Genomic DNA, 16,637 nt, shown 5'->3' on the forward strand with positions numbered 1-16,637 from the left:
GTGAGCCTAACGCACGGGTTCGATCGGCTGCCTCCCATTACCGACCCGCCCCTTGCAGCAGCTCCGTGAAGTCCGCGGTGTCCGCGGCCGGAGGGCGCTCGGCGGAGACGGCGACGCCGTAGTCGCTGTAGTACGCGGTCTGGCTCAGCTCGCCGGTCTCCGTCCGGCCCCGCTCGACCTTCTTGACCAACAGGTCCCGGTCGTCGACCCAGATGTCGACGGTCTGCTCGGTGGCGCCTCCCACCGTGCCGGTCCAGTGCGTGGTGCGCCGCCCACGGGTCGTCTCCTCCCCGACCTCGCGTACGTCGTCGGAGGCGAGCAGCTGCTTCACCGCCTCGTGGGGCGTGGTCTTGCGCATCCGGTCCGCGAACCCGGCGCCCGCGCCGTCGCCGAGGTCCTCCAGGTCGGCGTAGACGTACTTGATCCAGTGTCTTCCGCCGACCCGGTCGGCGAACACGTCGCCCATCCTGGCGTAGTAGGCGTCGGGCAGGTACCGGGCCTCCATGGCGGTGGTGCCGAGCCGGCGCATGGTCTCGGCGGTCGTGCCGCCGGTGTACGTGATCGTCAGGGTGCCGGTGAGGCCGTCGCGCCAGCCGAGGGCGCCGACGGCGTCCAGGGACAGCTCGCGGCCCATGACGGTCGTGGACTCGACCCTCGCCGAACCCGCCCGTCCGGTGGCCCGCTCGACGGAGCGCAGCGACCGCGTCGACGGGTCGGTGGCGTCGTCGGCCGGTCCGTCGGCCGAGGTGCAGGCGGTGACGCACGCCAGCGCGGCCGTCACCGCGATCGAGGCGACCGTACGGCGTGCCGTCGTGCCCGTCATGCGCCCACCCCTTGTCCCCGTGTGCCCCCGCGCGATTCCGCGCTGCCCGCACGCTAACCCAGCGCTCCGACACCCGTACGGGAAAAGGGAACGGGCCCCGCACCTCGGAAGGTGCGGGGCCCGTGAACCGGTTGGGCGAGCCGTGGCTCAGACCGCCGCCGGGTCCTCCTCGACGAGGAGGTTGCGGGTGCGGTTGGAGTCGATCTGAATGCCGGGGCCCATCGTGGTGCTGATGGCGGCCTTCTTGATGTAGCGACCCTTGGCGGCGGACGGCTTCAGACGGAGGATCTCCTCCAGCGCCGCCGCGTAGTTCTCCACCAGCTTGGTGTCGTCGAAGGACGACTTGCCGATGATGAAGTGCAGGTTCGAGTGCTTGTCGACGCGGAACTCGATCTTGCCGCCCTTGATCTCGGTCACGGCCTTGGCCACGTCCGGGGTCACGGTGCCCGTCTTAGGGTTCGGCATCAGACCACGCGGGCCGAGGACGCGGCCGAGGCGGCCGACCTTGCCCATGAGGTCCGGGGTGGCGACGACGGCGTCGAAGTCCAGACGGCCCTTCGACACCTCGTCGATCAGTTCGTCGGAGCCGACGATGTCGGCGCCGGCGGCGGTCGCGGCCTCGGCACGGTCACCGGTCGCGAAGACCAGGACCCGGGCGGTCTTACCGGTGCCGTGCGGGAGGTTCACGGTGCCGCGGACCATCTGGTCGGCCTTGCGCGGGTCGACACCCAGGCGGAAGGCGACCTCGACGGTGCCGTCGAACTTGGTCGTGGAGGTCTCCTTGGCGAGACGGACGGCCTCGAGCGGGGCGTAGAGCTTGTCCCGGTCGATCTTGGCGTCCGCAGCGCGGAGAGACTTGCTGCGCTTGCTCACTACTGCTCCTGTTGCTTCTTAGGAGTCGTGGTCCGGGCCGAGCAGGCCCCGCCACTTCTGCTTGCTTACGGGGGTGGAGGTCAGCCCTCGACCGTGACGCCCATGGAACGAGCGGTACCGGCGATGATCTTCTCCGCCTGGTCCAGGTCGTTGGCGTTGAGGTCGGGCATCTTGGTGGTGGCGATCTCGCGGACCTGGTCGCGCGTGATCTTCGCGACCTTGGTCTTGTGCGGCTCGCCGGAGCCCTTCTCCACGCCCGCGGCCTTGAGGATCATCTTGGCGGCCGGCGGCGTCTTGGTGATGAAGGTGAAGGAGCGGTCCTCGTAGACCGTGATCTCCACCGGGATGACCCAGCCACGCTGCGACTCGGTCGCGGCGTTGTAGGCCTTGCAGAACTCCATGATGTTGACGCCGTGCTGACCCAGCGCGGGGCCGACCGGCGGGGCCGGGTTCGCGGCACCGGCCTGGATCTGGAGCTTGATGAGCCCCGTGACCTTCTTCTTCTTGGGAGGCATAGCTCTCCGGGTCCTTTCGATTCGGGTCCTGCCCGCATCCGGGGGCGACCCGGACACAGGCATACCGCACAACGATAACGGGTATGGATGTGCGGCCAAAACCGAGCAGGTCAGGCACCCGCTCTCGCGGCTGCCTGACCTGCTCGGAAGCAGTGCGTCCAGAGAAGTACCGGTGAGCGGTACTAGTTCTTCTGGATCTGGTCGAAGCTCAGCTCGACCGGGGTCTCGCGGCCGAAGATCTCGACGAGGCCCTTGACCTTCTTCGAGTCGGCGTTGATCTCGTTGATCGTGGCCTGCAGCGTCGCGAACGGGCCGTCGGTGACGGTGACCGAGTCGCCGACCTCGAAGTCCAGCACCTGGACCTCGACCTTGCGCTGCGGCGCCGGCTTGCCCTCGGCCTCGGCGGCCTCGCGGGCGGCCTTCTCCTCGGCCTCCGGGGCGAGCATCTTGACGATCTCGTCCAGCGTCAGCGGGTACGGGTCGTAGGCGTTGCCGACGAAGCCGGTGACGCCGGGGGTGTTGCGGACGACACCCCACGACTCGTTGGTCAGGTCCATGCGGACGAGGACGTAGCCGGGCAGCTTGTTCTGCCGGATCGTCTTGCGGTCGCCGTTCTTGATCTGGACGACCTCTTCCTGCGGCACCTCGGCCTGGAAGATGTAGTCCTCGACGTTCAGGGAGACGGCGCGCTGCTCGAGGTTGGTCTTCACGCGGTTCTCGTAACCGGCGTAGGTGTGGATCACGTACCACTCGCCGGGCAGGACGCGCAGCTCCTGGCGGAGCTTCTCGATCGGGTCGATCTCGGGCTCGGGCTCGGCGGCTTCGGCGGTCTCCGCGTCGGCGTCCTCGGCCTCCGCGTCCGCATCCTCGCCCGCCTCGGCGGTCTCGTCCTGGGCCTCGGCGGTCTCGTCCGCGTCCGCGACGACGGCGTCGTCGGCAGCCTCGGCCTCGGCGGAGGCCTCGGTGTCCTCGTTGTCGGCGCCCTCGACGATGCCGGGCTCGTCCTCGACGGACTCGACCGGCTCGATGGCGTCGTTCACGTTCGGGTCAGACACGGTGGCTGCTTCTTCCTGGATACATAGGGGTGGAACACGCGAAAGGGGCGCCGGGTACCTCGGCGCCCTTCGCTCTCGACTCAGCCGAAGACGTACTTGGCGGCGTGAGAGAAGCCATAGTCAATCAGTGTCACCAGGCCGATCATGATGACCACGAAGATGATCACGACGGTGGTGTACGTCGTCAGCTGGTTGCGGGTCGGCCAGACAACCTTGCGCAGCTCCGCGACGATCTGGCGGTAGAAGAGTGCGAGGCGCTTCAGCGGGCCCTTCTTGGCGCGCTTGCCGCCTTTGCGCGACTTCTTCTTGGAGTCCGGCGCCTCGTCCTGGGCATCAGGCATGTCGATGGAGCCCACGGCGTCCGTCACTCGTCCTCACCTGATTCCGGGTCGTGGCCGTGCCGCGCCCGGTTGGAGCCGCACGGCGGTGCATTGCTGTACGTACATGCGCACACATCCTGGCGAAGGTGTGTGTAGCAGGGCCGGAGGGACTTGAACCCCCAACCGCTGGTTTTGGAGACCAGTGCTCTACCAATTGAGCTACGACCCTTTGTGTGTCCCCCAACGTACCGCATCCGCCCGGATGCTTGGTGTGCACCGGATGACCGCAGGCCGCTGAAGGCCAACGAGGTGAGAGTGTACGTGCTCACGGGCCGGGCGTCGAACAGAAAGCACGTCCGGACTGATGTTCAGGGCTTGACCCCGTCCTGCTCAGTCCGTGAAACCCCTGTGCCGGGGAGGTTTCCGGTCTGAAACGATGGGGTCATGAGCGCTGCAACCCCTCCCACCGAGCGCCGGGTCTCCGCCCGAGTCGGCGCGATCTCCGAGTCCGCCACCCTCGCCGTGGACGCCAAGGCGAAGGCCCTCAAGGCCGCCGGGCGGCCGGTGATCGGCTTCGGCGCCGGTGAGCCGGACTTCCCGACCCCGGACTACATCGTCCAGGCCGCCGTCGAGGCCTGCCAGAACCCGAAGTACCACCGCTACACGCCGGCCGGCGGGCTGCCCGAGCTGAAGGCCGCGATCGCCGCGAAGACGCTGCGCGACTCCGGCTACGAGGTCGACCCGTCGCAGATCCTGGTCACCAACGGCGGCAAGCAGGCCATCTACGAGGCGTTCGCCGCGATCCTCGACCCGGGCGACGAGGTCATCGTCCCGGCGCCGTACTGGACGACGTACCCGGAGTCGATCCGGCTGGCCGGCGGTGTCCCCGTCGAGGTCGTCGCCGACGAGACGACCGGTTACCGGGTGAGCGTGGAGCAGCTGGAGGCCGCGCGCACCAAGAAGACGAAGGTCGTCCTCTTCGTTTCGCCGTCGAACCCGACGGGCGCCGTGTACAGCGAGGCCGAGACCGAGGCGATCGGCCAGTGGGCCGTCGAGCACGGTCTGTGGGTGCTGACCGACGAGATCTACGAGCACCTCGTCTACGGCGACGCCTTCTCCGTGTCCATGCCCGCGCTGCTGCCCGAGCTGCGCGACAAGTGCATCGTGGTCAACGGTGTCGCGAAGACGTACGCGATGACCGGCTGGCGGGTCGGGTGGGTCATCGGCCCGAAGGACGTCGTCAAGGCCGCGACGAACCTCCAGTCGCACGCCACGTCCAACGTGTCCAACGTGGCCCAGGCGGCGGCGATCGCCGCGGTCTCCGGCGACCTGGACGCCGTGGCGAAGATGCGGGAGGCCTTCGACCGGCGCCGTCAGACCATCGTGCGGATGCTCAACGAGATCGACGGCGTGCTGTGCCCGGAGCCCAAGGGCGCGTTCTACGCGTACCCGTCGGTGAAGGCGCTCCTCGGCAGGGAGATCCGCGGCAAGCGTCCGCAGGACACGGTCGAGCTGGCCGCGCTGATCCTGGAGGAGGCCGAGGTCGCGGTCGTGCCCGGCGAGGCCTTCGGCACGCCCGGGTACCTGCGGCTGTCGTACGCGCTCGGGGACGAGGACCTCGTCGAGGGCGTGAGCCGGATCCAGAAGCTGCTGGCGGAGGCGCGGGACTGACCGCCGCTCATCGAGCAGGGCCGCACCTCGACGTCGAGGTGCGGCCCTGTTTCTTTGTGCGAGCAAGACCACGTACGGGGAAAGTGCTGTCGGGCCGGGCGTGTCGTGCGGCAGGATCACGGAATGGAGCGTGTACGTGATGTCTCTGAACTGCCGAAGGCCCATCTCCACCTGCACTTCACCGGGTCGATGCGGCCCGCGACCCTGCTGGAACTGGCCGACAAGCACGGCGTGCGTCTGCCCGAGACGCTGACCGAGGCGCTGGGCCGCGGGGAGTCCCCGAAGCTGCGGGCGACGGACGAACGGGGCTGGTTCCGCTTCCAGCGGCTGTACGACGCGGCGCGATCGTGCCTCCAGGAGCCGGAGGACATCCAGCGGCTGGTCCGCGAGGCCGCGGAGGAGGACCTGCGGGACGGGTCGGGGTGGCTCGAGATCCAGGTGGACCCGACGTCGTACGCGCCGCGGCTGGGCGGGCTGATTCCGGCGCTGGAGATCATCCTGGACGCGGTGGAGACGACCGTGCGGGACACCGGGATCGGGATGCGGGTGCTGGTCGCCGCGAACCGGATGAAGCATCCACTGGACGCGCGAACCCTGGCCCGGCTCGCGGTGCGGTACGCGGACCGGGGCGTGGTCGGGTTCGGGCTCTCCAACGACGAGCGGCGAGGCATGGCCCGGGACTTCGACCGGGCGTTCGCGATCGCGCGGGAGGGCGGGCTGCTGTCGGCTCCGCACGGCGGTGAGCTGACCGGACCGGCGTCCGTGCGGGACTGCCTGGACGACCTGGAGGCCGACCGGCTCGGGCACGGGGTGCGGGCGGCGGAGGACCCCCGGCTGATGAAGCGGCTGGCGGACCGGCAGGTGACGTGCGAGGTGTGCCCGGCGTCGAATGTCGCCCTGGGCGTGTACGAGAAGCCGGAGGACGTACCGCTGCGGACCCTGTTCGAGGCGGGGGTGCCGATGGCGCTGGGCGCGGACGATCCGCTGCTGTTCGGGGCTCGGCTGGCCGCCCAGTACGAGATCGCACGGGACCACCACGGGTTCACGGACGCCGAACTGGCGGAACTGGCACGCCAGTCGGTGCGGGGGTCGGCCGCGCCGGAGGATGTGAAGGGGAGGCTGCTGGCGGGGGTGGACGACTGGCTGACCGAGTAACCGGCATGAGCAGGGGTCGTCCCGCGTGCGGTGGCGGTGGGCGGTGGCAGTGGCAGTGGCGGTGGCAGTGGCAGTGGCAGTGGCAGTGGCAGTGGCAGTGGCGGTGGCAGTGGCAGTGGCAGTGGGTCGGGGCTCGTTCCCGCCCGACTGCGGACCGTCCAGGCTCGTCCCCGCCCGACTGCGGGCAGTCGCGGCTCGTCCCTCCCGACTGCGGGCAGCCGGGGCCCGTCCCGCCCAACTGCGGACCGTCCGGACTCGTCCCTCCCGACTGCGGGCGGTCGCGGCTCGCCCCGCCCGGTTGGCGGGCAGCCCGGCCTGTCCCTGCCCGGCCGCGTGTCCCACCCCCGCGCCGGGCGGCAGTTCAGCAGATCCCCGCGAGCAGCGTCCGGGCCAGTCGCCGCGCGAAGTCGTCCAGCGGTGGGCGGACGCCGGTACGCGTCGCGTCGTACGCGAACGCCCGCTGCGAGCAGGCGCCCAGCAGGAGCGACGCGGCGGCGAAGGTGTCCGCGTCGGCGCGGACGCGCCCTGCGGCCTGCTCGATGCGCAGGTAGGCGTCGAGGCCCTCGATCGGCAGGTGCGGCCCGGTGCCGAGCTCCCGCATCGCGTCGTCGTGCCGCCGCTTGAGCTGCGTCTGGGCGTACAGCGAGGCGGCGATCGGGAAGCTCTGCTCGTAGAAGAGCGCGGCCTGGTGGGCGATCTCCGTGAGGTTCTCCTCCAGGGAGGCACGGCCCGGCTCCGTGGCGAGGCCGTTCAGCAAGGGAGTCAGCCGCGGCAGCCGTTCGGACAGGACGCGGATGAAGAGCTCCTCCTTGCTCGCGAAGTGCTTGTACAGCGCGGCCTCGGAGCAGTCGGCTCCCTTGGCGATCTCCTTGGTGGTGGCGCGGGCCAGCCCGACGGTCAGCATCAGCTCGTGGGCGGCGTCCAGGATGCGTTCCCGGGCCGGCTTGGCGGACTGCACGGTTACTCCTGACGGGGCTTGACGAGTGGGTGAGTACTTACTCACCCTAGAGGAAGGCCGGGTGGGTGAGTACTCACTCACCCAGCTCCATCACCAGAGCGCGGCCACGCCGCCGTGCGGAGCGGAGTACGCCATGAAGCTCACCGTCTTCGGTGCCACCGGGGGCATCGGCCAGGAAGTCGTCCGGCAGGCACTCGACGCCGGCCACCAGGTCACGGCCGTCGTACGGGACCCCGCGCGGCTGTCCGTCACCGGCGAGCGCCTGGAGGTGTTCCGCGCGGACCTGAGCGACCCGGCAGCGGTGCGGCCGGCGGTGGCCGGGCGTGACGCCGTGCTGTCCGGGCTCGGCGCACGTCGCCGCGCCGACGCCGGGGTCGCGACCAGGCTGACCCGGACGGTACTCGACGCGATGGAGGCGGAGGGCGCGCGCAGACTGCTGGTCGTCAGTGCCGCCCCGGTCGGGCCCGAGCCGCAGGACGCCGGGCTGCTGGACCGGGGCGTGCGCGGGGTCGTCTCCGCCGTTCTCAAGGACATCTACGCCGATCTGCGCGCGATGGAGGCCGAGCTGGCGCGCAGCGCGACCGACTGGACGGTCGCCCGGCCGCCGCGGCTGCAGGACAAGCCGGTGTCCGGCCGGTACCGGACGGTGGTCGGCGGCTTCCCGTCCAAGGGCCGTCTCATGGGCCGCGCCGACGTCGCCCACGCGATGCTCGCGATGACCGGGGACGCGGGGACCGTGAAGCAGGGCGTGGGCATGGCGTACTGATGCCCTGGACTGCGGGCTGCGGCAGCGGCTAGAGGCAGCGGCAGCGGCTAGAGGCAGCGGCAGCGGCAGCGGCTAGAGGCAGCGGCTAGAGGCTGACGCCGACCGTCACCGGTTCGTTGACCAGTGTGACGCCGAAGACCTCGCGGACGCCGGTGACGACCTCGCGGGCCAGGGCGAGCAGGTCCTCCGTGGTCGCGTCGCCGCGGTTGGTGAGGGCGAGGGTGTGCTTGGTGGAGATGCGGGCGGGCCCGGTGCCGTAGCCCTTGGTGAAACCGGCCTTGTCGATCAGCCAGGCCGCGGAGGTCTTGATGCGCCCCTCCCCGGCCGGGAAGGCGGGCGGCTCGGCGCCGGTACCGAGGCGCTCGTCCACGCGCGCGCGGAACACCGCGAACTCCTCGTCCGTGAGGATCGGGTTGGTGAAGAAAGACCCGGCCGACCAGGTGTCGTGGTCCTCGGGGTCCAGGACCATGCCCTTGCCGGCGCGCAGCCTCAGCACGGTGTCGCGGGCCTCGGTCAGCGGTACCCGATCGCCGGGCTCCACGCCGAGGGTGCGGGCCGTCTCGGCGTAGCGGAGGGGCGCGGAGAGCCCGGCGGCATCCTCCAGCCCGAAGCGGACGCGCAGGACGACGTACCGCTCGGGTTCGGCCTTGAAGCGGCTGTGGCGGTAGGAGAAGCCGCAGTCGCTGTTGGTGAGGGTGGCGGTCTCGCCGGATCTGCGGTCGTACGCGATCACCTCGGTGATCGTCGAGGAGACCTCCTGGCCGTACGCGCCGACGTTCTGGATGGGGGTCGCGCCCGCCGAGCCGGGGATGCCGGCCAGGCACTCGACGCCGGCGAGTCCGGCCTCGACGGTGCGGGCGACGGCGTCGGTCCAGATCTCGCCGGCCGCCAGCTCCAGCGTCGTGCCGTCGAGGGAGAAGCCGCGGGTGGCGATGTGCAGGGCGGTGCCGTCGAAGCCCTTGTCGCCGATGACCAGGTTGGAGCCGCCGCCGATGAGCAGCAGGGGCGTGCCGGTGTCGTCGGCCTCGCGGACGGCGTCGATCACCTCGGCGTCGGTCGTGGCCGTGACCAGCCGGGTCGCCGGTCCTCCCAGCCGGAAGGTGGTCAGCGGGGCGAGGGGGGCGTCGTGGAGTTCCTGCACGCGCCCAAGACTACGAGACGGCACCGACATCCCGGAGCAGCGGGAAACGCCCCGACCGTTCGGCCGGCGCGTTTCCTGTCGTCATATCCGTCCGTACCCGGCCCTCAGCGCAGCCGCTCACGCATCTCCGCCCAGCTCACCGGCAGCGCGTCGCTCGGTGCCGACCAGGAGGCGGACTTCGAGTCCCGCATCTGCGCGGACAGCCCTCGGGAGGTCGGCGCGTGATTGCCCGAGTGGGCGAACCCTTGAGTGCTCGGGCGACTCCCAGGGGGACACCGTCCAGAACGTCCGCGTGAAGCCACCCTCACTCGCCGTCGCCACGGAAGGGCGTACGACGTCACAGGACGTCGTAGGTCAGGTGCGTCGCGGTCGATGTCCGGGTCACGCCGCGCTGCACCAGCGTGCGCGGTGTTCCGCCGGTGAACAGCGGCGTCCCGGCGCCCAGCACCACGGGCGCGAGGTGCAGGGACAGGCCGTCGACCAGCCCGGCGTCGATGGCCGAGCCGATCGTGGCACCACCGCCCATGAGGACGACGTCGAGGTCTTTGCCGCTGTCCGACGACGCCGCCTCGGCGCGCTCCCGCGCGGCGGTGAGGACGTCGGGCAGACCGGTGGTGACGAACGTCCAGTCGAGGTGGGTGAGTCGCACCGACTCCGGCCGCGAGCTCGTCACGACGACGAAAGCGGGCTTGCCGACCTCGCCGGCGCCGTAGCCGGACGTGTCGTCCCAGCCGTACGGCCCGTCGACCACGTCGAAGAGCCGGCGCCCGAGGACGACGGCACCCGAGCGTGCGGTCGCCTCGCGCAGGATCCGGCGGTCGTCGGGGTCGTCGGAGAACGCCCAGGTGTGCAGGGCCTCCCCGCCGGTGCCCAGACCGCTGTCCGGGCCGGGGTCGGGTCTGGTGACGAAACCGTCGAGGGAGATCGAGATGTCAGCGATGATTCGTGTCATACAGGACAGACCCGATCCGCCACCCGGACTCATCGCTGGAGCGTGAAACGGGTACCGCTTGGAACGGCTACCGCATGAAGCGGGTGCCGGATGAAGCGGGTGCCGGATGAAGCGGGTGCCGGATGAAGCGGGTGCCGGATGAAGCGGGTGCCGGATGGACCCCGATCGGCCCCGGCCGGCCCCCGACGCCTCCCGGCAGCCCCACCGCCCGCCCCGGGGACGAGGACCGGCCACCGCGTCTCAGGCGAGTCGTACGACCGCCCGGGACATGCCGAGGACCTTCTGACCGGCGCTGGTGGCCGTGAGGTCGACGCGGACGGTGTTGTCGTCGAGCTTGGCCGCGACCTTGCCGCTGACCTCGACCACGGCACCGTGGTCGTCGTTCGGGACCACGACGGGCCGGGTGAACCGGACGCCGTACTCCACGACCGCGCCCGGGTCGCCGAGCCAGTCGGTGACCACGCGGATCGCCTCGGCCATCGTGAACATGCCGTGCGCGATGACGTCCGGCAGGCCGACCTCCTTGGCGAACTTCTCGTTCCAGTGGATCGGGTTGAAGTCGCCCGAGGCACCCGCGTACCGCACGAGAGTGGCGCGGTTCACAGGGAAACTCCGCGCGGGCAGTTCGGTGCCGACCTCGACGTCACTGTAAGTGACCTTCGCCGTCATGGGATGCTCACGCCTCCTCGGCCGCGCGGGCCACGAGCTTGGTCCAGGCGGTCACGACGTGCTCGCCGGCCTCGTCGTGGACCTCGCCGCGGATGTCCAGGATGTCGTTGCCCGCCATGGACTTGATCGCCTCGATGGTCGAGGTCACCGTGAGCCGGTCACCGGCCCGCACCGGACGGACGTACGAGAACTTCTGGTCGCCGTGCACCACCCGGCTGTAGTCCAGGCCGAGCTGCGGGTCCTCGACTACCTGACCGGCCGCCTTGAACGTGATCGAGAACACGAAGGTCGGCGGAGCGATCACATCGGGATGGCCGAGCGCCTTCGCGGCCTCCGCGTCCGTGTACGCCGGATTGGCGTCCCCCACCGCCTCCGCGAACTCGCGGATCTTCTCCCGGCCCACCTCGTAGGGCTCGGTGGGCGGATAGGTCCGCCCCACGAACGACTGGTCGAGCGCCATGGGCTCGCAACCTCCTGCTGTTCTGTGCGGCTGTGGGTGCCGTCTCGGGTACCGCTGAACCAAACGACACGAGGCCGCCCCCAAACCTCGGGGACGGCCTCGTGTACGAGCCTGTTTCTATCGCGTTTCGCGGTGCGCGGTGTGCGCGTTGCAACGCGGGCAGTGCTTCTTCATCTCCAGTCGGTCCGGGTTGTTACGCCGGTTCTTCTTGGTGATGTAGTTCCGCTCCTTGCACTCCACGCAGGCCAGCGTGATCTTCGGGCGGACGTCGGTGGCAGCCACGTGAAGTGCTCCTTGACGAACGGATTGATGGTATTAACGCAGGAAAGAGTAGCCGATTGAAGGACCGACCCCGCAATCGGCTACTGAAAGTAGCGGTGACCGGACTTGAACCGGTGACACAGCGATTATGAGCCGCTTGCTCTACCGACTGAGCTACACCGCTGTGATGCGATCGGGTCCCGCCTTTCGACGGGAACCTCTCACACCAGAGCCCCAAAACGGAATCGAACCGTTGACCTTCTCCTTACCATGGAGACGCTCTGCCGACTGAGCTATTGGGGCGAGCGATGAAGACATTACACGGTCGCCCGCCGTTCGCCCAAATCCGTTTCGCCGCCCCTGTCCCGGCCCGTCCCCCGTCCCGCCCCCGGGCCCGTCGGCCTTCCGCACGTACGCCCCTGGGGCCGCCAGCAGTGCCGACAGCCGTGGCTCCCTCGGGGCCGACAGCCGTGGCTCCGACGGGGCCTCCAGCGGTGCCTCCGTCGGGACTTCCAGCGGTGGCTCCGTCGGGGCCTCCAGCAGCCTCGGCACGGCAGACCGCGCCGGTACGACTATTGCGCTCCTCCGCGCCACGGACTGATCACCGTCCTAGGCTCGACTCACTCTGCGTGATCTTGCGTCCCCCACTGCGCAGTCCGAGCCCAGAGGAGCGCGATGCCCGACAGCCAGCCGCAGCCGCCCCACTCGCCCTCCCCCTCGGGCCCCGCCGACCGCGGCTCGCTCCTGCTGGCCGGGGCGCGGCTCACCGACGGCCGGACCGTGGACGTACGGCTGCACGGCGGGCGCATCGAGGCGGTCGGCACGGCCGGCAGCCTGACGGCGGCCCGCACACCCGGCCCCGGCACCCGCGTGGACCTCACCGGCTACCTGCTCCTCCCCGCCCCCGCCGAACCCCACGTCCACGGCGACACGGCGCTGACGGCCGACGCCCCCGGCCCCGTCTCGTACGACCCCCAGGACGTCCAGCGCCGGGCCACCGAGGCCGCCCTGCTCCAGCTGGGACACGGGGCGACCGCGCTGCGGGCACACGTGCGCGTGGGCGACGTCGCGGGGCTGGGCGCGCTGACCGCCGTGCTGCGGGCGCGGCGTTCGCTGCGCGGGCTGGCAGAACTGACCACGGTGGCGATGCCGAGGGTGCTGACCGGGGTGGCCGGGGCCGACGGGCTGGCGATGCTGCGGGACGCGGTCAAGATGGGTGCGGACGTGGTGGGAGGGTGTCCGGACCTGGACCCCGATCCGACCGGGTACGTGGAGGCGGCCCTGGTGGTCGCCGCCGAGCACGGTTGCCCGGTCGACCTGCACACGGACGCCGCCGACCCGGTGCGGCTGGCCCGGCTGGCGGCGATGGCGGGCGGGCTGCGCCCCGGGGTGACCCTCGGCCCCTGCGACGGGCTGGGACGCCTGCCCGCCGACGCGGCTTCCCAGGCCGCCGACCGGCTCGCGGCGGCCGGGGTGACGGTGGTGTGCCTGCCACAGGGCGCCTGCGGCGCCGTCGACCGCCGTGACGGCACCGCTCCGGTACGGCTGTTGCGCGCGGCCGGGGTGCGGGTGGCCGCCGGGAGCGGTGCGCTGCGGGACGTGTCCAAGCCGGTCGGGCGCGGCGACCCCCTGGAGGCCGCCTACCTGCTCGCCGCGTGCCACGGGCTGCGCCCGGAGGACGCGTACGACGCGGTGAGCGCGGCGGCACGGGCGGCCCTGGGTCTTCCCGAGGTACGGGTCGAGGCGGGCTTCCCGGCCGAACTCCTCGCGGTACGCGGGGACCGGCTGGCGGGGGCGCTGTCACTGGCGTACAGCCGGATCGTGGTGCACCGGGGGCGCGTTGTGTCACGGACCAGCGCTGTACGGGAGTACGGCGACTCGACGACCTCGACCGACCTGGGGCTGCCTCGGCAGGGGCGCGGGGGGCCCGCGGGGCGTGGGGAGGCCTCCTGACGGAGAGAGCGCGACGCACGTCCGGTGGATGCGGCCGAAGTCGTGCGGCGCGGGCGGCCGTCGGAGCGTACGGTCGAAGACATGCGCATTGTCATCGCTGGTGGTCATGGTCAGATCGCGCTGCGGCTGGAGCGCCTGCTCGCCGCGCGTGGTGACGAGGTGGCGGGCATCATCCGCAAGGCCGAGCAGGCCGACGATCTGCGTGCGGCCGGCGCCGAACCGGTCGTGCTCGACCTGGAGTCGGCCTCGGCCGACGAGGTCGCGGAGCGGCTGCGGGGCGCGGACGCGGCGGTCTTCGCGGCGGGCGCGGGCCCCGGCAGCGGAGCGGCCCGCAAGGACACGGTGGACAAGGCGGCGGCGGTCCTCTTCGCCGACGCGGCGGTCCGGGCGGGCGTACGGCGCTTCGTCGTCGTGTCCTCCATGGGCGCCGACCCGGGCCACCAGGGGGACGAGATCTTCGACGTCTACCAGCGCGCCAAGGGCGAGGCCGACGCGTACGTGCGCTCGCTGGACGACTTGGCCTGGACGATCCTGCGCCCGGGCGCGCTGACGGACGACGCCGGTACCGGCCTCGTACGCCTGGAGGCACACACCGGCCGGGGCCCGGTCCCGCGCGACGACGTGGCCGCCGTACTGGCGGAACTGGTCGACACCCCGGCCACGAACGGCCTGACCCTGGAGCTGATCAGCGGCTCCACGCCCGTGTCGGTGGCGGTGAAGTCGGTGGCCGGGAACTGAGGGCGCGGGGCGCCTGGGGCGCGCCCCGGCACACACAGTCAGAACAGCGGCAACTGCCCGGGGAAGTCGGGGACGGCGTACCCGTCCAGGGCGGGCTGCGCCGCACCGAGCTGCGCCGTGCGTCGCGACCCCGGGCAGGAGACGAGTTCGCCACTCCCCCGCGTCCCGGGCGGATCGTGGCGCGCGTACCGACCTGCGACGACGGCGATCTCGCGACGGCACTCGGGGCAGGTTCTGCGACGGGAGGACGAGACCATGTCACCAGTCTGCCCGCAGCACCCGCAGCGAGAGCCCTCTCCAGGGACCGACACATGACGAAGACCCCGTGACCTGCTGTTTCGGGCAGGTCACGGGGTCTTTCGTTCCCGTGTGGCGGCGCCAGGATTCGAACCTGGGAAGGCTGAGCCGGCAGATTTACAGTCTGCTCCCTTTGGCCGCTCGGGCACACCGCCGGGGTTCGCTGCCCGTCGAACCGCTTTGGGGCGGTGCTCCGTGGCAACGACGTAAACAATACCTGATGTGGAGGGGTGCTTCGCCACCCGATTGATCGGCCGCTCGGGGGGCGGCGGGTGACTAGGCTGGTCCGGATGCGGCCGAAGCCCCCTGCGGGCTCGCCGGCCGCCGTTGTACGCCGGTACGGACCCGATACGCGGCCCGACACGCACCCAGATACAAGGAGCCACAGGACATGGCCGACTCCAGTTTCGACATCGTCTCGAAGGTCGAGCGGCAGGAGGTCGACAACGCCCTCAACCAGGCCGCCAAGGAGATCTCGCAGCGCTACGACTTCAAGGGTGTGGGCGCCTCGATCTCCTGGTCCGGGGAGAAGATCCTCATGGAGGCCAACTCCGAGGACCGGGTGAACGCCGTCCTCGACGTCTTCCAGTCCAAGCTGATCAAGCGCGGCATCTCGCTGAAGGCTCTGGACGCGGGCGAGCCCCAGCTCTCCGGCAAGGAGTACAAGATCTTCGCGTCGATCGAGGAGGGTATTTCCCAGGAGAACGCGAAGAAGGTGGCCAAGCTCATCCGCGACGAGGGCCCCAAGGGTGTGAAGGCCCAGGTGCAGGGTGAGGAACTGCGGGTCACCTCCAAGAGCCGGGACGACCTGCAGACCGTGATCGCCCTGCTGAAGGGCCAGGACTTCGACTTCGCGCTGCAGTTCGTGAACTACCGGTGATCTGCTGAGCCGACGGCGCGACTGAGGTGACGAGGCGACGACGCGTTGGGCGTCCCCGCAGATGATGAGGGTGTGCACCGTACGGTGCGCACCTCATCGTCCGCCGTTCAGGTGCCGGCTCGTCTGCCGGACGGGGTTCCACCGCGTTCAGTCGCGCGAGTTGCCGAACAGGAGCCGGTAGGCGACGAGAAGCACCAGGGAACCGCCTATCGCCGCCGCCCACGTGGCGCCGTCATAGAAGTCCTTGCTGACCGGGTGGTCCAGCCAGCGGGCCGATATCCAGCCGCCGATGAACGCCCCCGCGATACCTATGAGGGTCGTGCCGACGAGCCCTCCCGGGTCGCGGCCCGGCAGCAGGAACTTGGCGATGGCCCCGGCCAACAGTCCGAGGATGATCCAGCCGATAACGGTCATGCCGTGAACCTGCCCTTTCTCGCTGTGCCCGCGCTGTCCCAGTGCTGTGGGCTCGTTCCTCCGCGCGTGTTCTTGCCGTCTGGGTGGGAGGACGTTCCGATCACGCCCGGTGGTTGCGCTGACCAGCAGGGGTGCGGCCCATCACACCTGCGGTCCCGGTCCACGTGGCCAGCTCAAGCCCACCGTTGGCCTCCTCGTACCAGCCCGTGCCGTCGACCCAGGCGCGCAGCCAGTCCGTGAGGCTCGGGGCGTCGACGAACCAGGCCTGGTCGGCGCTGCCGGGGTTGGGCTCGAAGAGCAGAACCGTGGCCTGCGGGGAGCGGCAGTCCACGCACGCGTACATCGCGCAGCCCCAGTGGGATATCGGCAGGACCCCCTCGGGCCAGGGCCAGTCGGGATCTTTCCGCCCTTCCTCGCGGTTTGCGAGGTACTGGGAGACCGCGGCGGGCTCACCGGAAGGCGGGCTGTCGAGCAGGGGCAACAGGCCGTACTCGGGGCCGAACCCACCGTCTCCTATCCGCAGGTACAGCTCGGCGAGCAGTGGGGGCAGGGAGAAGCCCAGGGCTGCCTCGGCGCGGGCGGGCGTCGCCTCGTCGACTGGCTCGGGCAGGGAAGCCCAGCCCCACGGACGGGTGTTGCGTGCCTTGTCGGCCACCCGTGCCAGCAACTGCTCGTTCTCGGTCATGGGTTCATGATGCAGGTCGCCACTGACAAACGGGCGGGCCTGTGGACGATC

The 16,637-nt window shown here is 70.7% G+C and carries 20 protein-coding genes and 4 tRNA genes; 6 read left to right on the forward strand and 18 right to left on the reverse strand.

Annotated elements, in window-relative coordinates; all coding sequences use genetic code 11:
• Positions 1-37 precede the first annotated feature (37 nt).
• From ACIQ1J_RS26490 to ACIQ1J_RS26515, 6 genes are all read right to left on the reverse strand, one after another.
• A complete protein-coding gene (locus ACIQ1J_RS26490; RefSeq protein ID WP_403560612.1) occupies positions 38-823 on the reverse strand; it encodes a hypothetical protein in 786 nt (261 codons plus the stop codon).
• Between the two features lie 147 nt (positions 824-970).
• On the reverse strand, positions 971-1,696 hold the full coding sequence (gene rplA, locus ACIQ1J_RS26495; RefSeq protein ID WP_121748636.1) for a 50S ribosomal protein L1: 726 nt from the start codon (positions 1,694-1,696) through the stop codon (positions 971-973).
• 80 nt (positions 1,697-1,776) lie between these two features.
• Positions 1,777-2,211: a 50S ribosomal protein L11 gene (gene rplK, locus ACIQ1J_RS26500; protein WP_003974315.1), complete on the reverse strand. Its 435-nt coding sequence runs from the start codon at positions 2,209-2,211 to the stop codon at positions 1,777-1,779.
• Between the two features lie 182 nt (positions 2,212-2,393).
• Complete coding sequence (nusG, locus tag ACIQ1J_RS26505) at positions 2,394-3,266, reverse strand: transcription termination/antitermination protein NusG (protein WP_403560615.1); 873 nt, start codon at positions 3,264-3,266, stop codon at positions 2,394-2,396.
• A gap of 80 nt (positions 3,267-3,346) precedes the next feature.
• Complete coding sequence (secE, locus tag ACIQ1J_RS26510; RefSeq protein WP_210957964.1) at positions 3,347-3,634, reverse strand: preprotein translocase subunit SecE; 288 nt, start codon at positions 3,632-3,634, stop codon at positions 3,347-3,349.
• 108 nt (positions 3,635-3,742) lie between these two features.
• A tRNA-Trp gene (locus tag ACIQ1J_RS26515) sits at positions 3,743-3,815 on the reverse strand.
• Positions 3,816-4,030: 215 nt separating this feature from the next.
• Between ACIQ1J_RS26515 and ACIQ1J_RS26520 the strand changes: the two genes are divergently transcribed.
• Both ACIQ1J_RS26520 and ACIQ1J_RS26525 read left to right on the forward strand, forming a co-directional pair.
• Complete coding sequence (locus ACIQ1J_RS26520) at positions 4,031-5,257, forward strand: pyridoxal phosphate-dependent aminotransferase (protein ID WP_210957965.1); 1,227 nt, start codon at positions 4,031-4,033, stop codon at positions 5,255-5,257.
• A 123-nt stretch (positions 5,258-5,380) separates the two neighbouring features.
• Complete coding sequence (locus ACIQ1J_RS26525; RefSeq protein WP_403560618.1) at positions 5,381-6,412, forward strand: adenosine deaminase; 1,032 nt, start codon at positions 5,381-5,383, stop codon at positions 6,410-6,412.
• A 361-nt stretch (positions 6,413-6,773) separates the two neighbouring features.
• Here the strand turns inward: ACIQ1J_RS26525 and ACIQ1J_RS26530 are convergent, their stop codons facing one another.
• Entirely contained in the window at positions 6,774-7,370 is a 597-nt protein-coding gene (locus ACIQ1J_RS26530; RefSeq protein ID WP_403560620.1) for a TetR/AcrR family transcriptional regulator, read from the reverse strand.
• 133 nt (positions 7,371-7,503) lie between these two features.
• On the opposite strand from ACIQ1J_RS26530, the gene ACIQ1J_RS26535 reads away from it, so the two are divergent.
• Positions 7,504-8,136 (forward strand): NAD(P)-dependent oxidoreductase, encoded by a 633-nt coding sequence (locus tag ACIQ1J_RS26535; protein WP_403560678.1) that lies wholly within the window; start codon positions 7,504-7,506, stop codon positions 8,134-8,136.
• Between the two features lie 85 nt (positions 8,137-8,221).
• On the opposite strand, the gene ACIQ1J_RS26540 is transcribed toward ACIQ1J_RS26535, so the two are convergent.
• The 7 genes from ACIQ1J_RS26540 to ACIQ1J_RS26570 form a co-directional block, all read right to left on the reverse strand.
• A complete protein-coding gene (locus tag ACIQ1J_RS26540) occupies positions 8,222-9,277 on the reverse strand; it encodes a UDP-N-acetylmuramate dehydrogenase (RefSeq protein ID WP_403560622.1) in 1,056 nt (351 codons plus the stop codon).
• 337 nt (positions 9,278-9,614) lie between these two features.
• Positions 9,615-10,229, reverse strand: coding sequence for a dihydrofolate reductase family protein (locus ACIQ1J_RS26545; RefSeq protein WP_403560624.1), 615 nt, complete (start codon positions 10,227-10,229; stop codon positions 9,615-9,617).
• Positions 10,230-10,469: 240 nt separating this feature from the next.
• On the reverse strand, positions 10,470-10,898 hold the full coding sequence (locus tag ACIQ1J_RS26550) for a MaoC family dehydratase (RefSeq protein WP_403560626.1): 429 nt from the start codon (positions 10,896-10,898) through the stop codon (positions 10,470-10,472).
• Positions 10,899-10,905: 7 nt separating this feature from the next.
• Positions 10,906-11,358 (reverse strand): MaoC family dehydratase N-terminal domain-containing protein, encoded by a 453-nt coding sequence (locus ACIQ1J_RS26555; protein WP_403560628.1) that lies wholly within the window; start codon positions 11,356-11,358, stop codon positions 10,906-10,908.
• 117 nt (positions 11,359-11,475) lie between these two features.
• Positions 11,476-11,640 carry a 50S ribosomal protein L33 gene (gene rpmG / locus ACIQ1J_RS26560; protein WP_003948671.1) on the reverse strand — a complete coding sequence of 55 codons (165 nt, stop codon included), beginning with the start codon at positions 11,638-11,640 and terminating at the stop codon, positions 11,476-11,478.
• Positions 11,641-11,730: 90 nt separating this feature from the next.
• Positions 11,731-11,803 (reverse strand) — tRNA-Met (locus ACIQ1J_RS26565).
• A gap of 46 nt (positions 11,804-11,849) precedes the next feature.
• Positions 11,850-11,922, reverse strand: a tRNA-Thr gene (locus ACIQ1J_RS26570).
• Positions 11,923-12,294: 372 nt separating this feature from the next.
• Between ACIQ1J_RS26570 and ACIQ1J_RS26575 the strand changes: the two genes are divergently transcribed.
• Together ACIQ1J_RS26575 and ACIQ1J_RS26580 are read left to right on the forward strand one after the other, a co-directional pair.
• The gene (locus tag ACIQ1J_RS26575; RefSeq protein ID WP_403560630.1) at positions 12,295-13,572 is read left to right on the forward strand and encodes a hydrolase; all 1,278 of its coding nucleotides are present in this window, start codon (positions 12,295-12,297) and stop codon (positions 13,570-13,572) included.
• Between the two features lie 81 nt (positions 13,573-13,653).
• The gene (locus ACIQ1J_RS26580) at positions 13,654-14,310 is read left to right on the forward strand and encodes an NAD(P)H-binding protein (RefSeq protein ID WP_403560632.1); all 657 of its coding nucleotides are present in this window, start codon (positions 13,654-13,656) and stop codon (positions 14,308-14,310) included.
• 38 nt (positions 14,311-14,348) lie between these two features.
• Here ACIQ1J_RS26580 and ACIQ1J_RS26585 read toward each other — a convergent pair whose 3' ends face one another.
• Together ACIQ1J_RS26585 and ACIQ1J_RS26590 are read right to left on the reverse strand one after the other, a co-directional pair.
• The gene (locus ACIQ1J_RS26585; protein ID WP_247695793.1) at positions 14,349-14,567 is read right to left on the reverse strand and encodes a hypothetical protein; all 219 of its coding nucleotides are present in this window, start codon (positions 14,565-14,567) and stop codon (positions 14,349-14,351) included.
• 113 nt (positions 14,568-14,680) lie between these two features.
• Positions 14,681-14,762, reverse strand: a tRNA-Tyr gene (locus ACIQ1J_RS26590).
• A 236-nt stretch (positions 14,763-14,998) separates the two neighbouring features.
• On the opposite strand from ACIQ1J_RS26590, the gene ACIQ1J_RS26595 reads away from it, so the two are divergent.
• Positions 14,999-15,487, forward strand: a complete 489-nt coding sequence (locus ACIQ1J_RS26595; protein WP_121748622.1) for a YajQ family cyclic di-GMP-binding protein — start codon at positions 14,999-15,001, stop codon at positions 15,485-15,487.
• Between the two features lie 147 nt (positions 15,488-15,634).
• Here the strand turns inward: ACIQ1J_RS26595 and ACIQ1J_RS26600 are convergent, their stop codons facing one another.
• Entirely contained in the window at positions 15,635-15,901 is a 267-nt protein-coding gene (locus ACIQ1J_RS26600) for a GlsB/YeaQ/YmgE family stress response membrane protein (protein WP_055418406.1), read from the reverse strand.
• 100 nt (positions 15,902-16,001) lie between these two features.
• Complete coding sequence (locus ACIQ1J_RS26605; protein ID WP_403560635.1) at positions 16,002-16,586, reverse strand: SMI1/KNR4 family protein; 585 nt, start codon at positions 16,584-16,586, stop codon at positions 16,002-16,004.
• Positions 16,587-16,637 lie beyond the last annotated feature (51 nt).

It is taken from the genome of Streptomyces sp. NPDC097107, assembly GCF_044762405.1.
In the GTDB taxonomy this organism is placed as follows: Bacteria; Actinomycetota; Actinomycetes; order Streptomycetales; family Streptomycetaceae; genus Streptomyces; species Streptomyces thinghirensis.

What these genes read in the sequence shown, in the direction of transcription:
- ACIQ1J_RS26490 (WP_403560612.1), bottom strand. Translation starts at nt 823, where the DNA reads ATGACGGGCACGACGGCACGCCGTACGGTCGCCTCGATCGCGGTGACG.
- rplK (WP_003974315.1), bottom strand. Translation starts at nt 2,211, where the DNA reads ATGCCTCCCAAGAAGAAGAAGGTCACGGGGCTCATCAAGCTCCAGATC.
- ACIQ1J_RS26520 (WP_210957965.1), top strand. Translation starts at nt 4,031, where the DNA reads ATGAGCGCTGCAACCCCTCCCACCGAGCGCCGGGTCTCCGCCCGAGTC.
- ACIQ1J_RS26525 (WP_403560618.1), top strand. Translation starts at nt 5,381, where the DNA reads ATGGAGCGTGTACGTGATGTCTCTGAACTGCCGAAGGCCCATCTCCAC.
- ACIQ1J_RS26535 (WP_403560678.1), top strand. Translation starts at nt 7,504, where the DNA reads ATGAAGCTCACCGTCTTCGGTGCCACCGGGGGCATCGGCCAGGAAGTC.
- ACIQ1J_RS26545 (WP_403560624.1), bottom strand. Translation starts at nt 10,229, where the DNA reads ATGACACGAATCATCGCTGACATCTCGATCTCCCTCGACGGTTTCGTC.
- ACIQ1J_RS26550 (WP_403560626.1), bottom strand. Translation starts at nt 10,898, where the DNA reads ATGACGGCGAAGGTCACTTACAGTGACGTCGAGGTCGGCACCGAACTG.
- ACIQ1J_RS26555 (WP_403560628.1), bottom strand. Translation starts at nt 11,358, where the DNA reads ATGGCGCTCGACCAGTCGTTCGTGGGGCGGACCTATCCGCCCACCGAG.
- ACIQ1J_RS26575 (WP_403560630.1), top strand. Translation starts at nt 12,295, where the DNA reads ATGCCCGACAGCCAGCCGCAGCCGCCCCACTCGCCCTCCCCCTCGGGC.
- ACIQ1J_RS26580 (WP_403560632.1), top strand. Translation starts at nt 13,654, where the DNA reads ATGCGCATTGTCATCGCTGGTGGTCATGGTCAGATCGCGCTGCGGCTG.
- ACIQ1J_RS26585 (WP_247695793.1), bottom strand. Translation starts at nt 14,567, where the DNA reads ATGGTCTCGTCCTCCCGTCGCAGAACCTGCCCCGAGTGCCGTCGCGAG.
- ACIQ1J_RS26595 (WP_121748622.1), top strand. Translation starts at nt 14,999, where the DNA reads ATGGCCGACTCCAGTTTCGACATCGTCTCGAAGGTCGAGCGGCAGGAG.
- ACIQ1J_RS26600 (WP_055418406.1), bottom strand. Translation starts at nt 15,901, where the DNA reads ATGACCGTTATCGGCTGGATCATCCTCGGACTGTTGGCCGGGGCCATC.
- ACIQ1J_RS26605 (WP_403560635.1), bottom strand. Translation starts at nt 16,586, where the DNA reads ATGACCGAGAACGAGCAGTTGCTGGCACGGGTGGCCGACAAGGCACGC.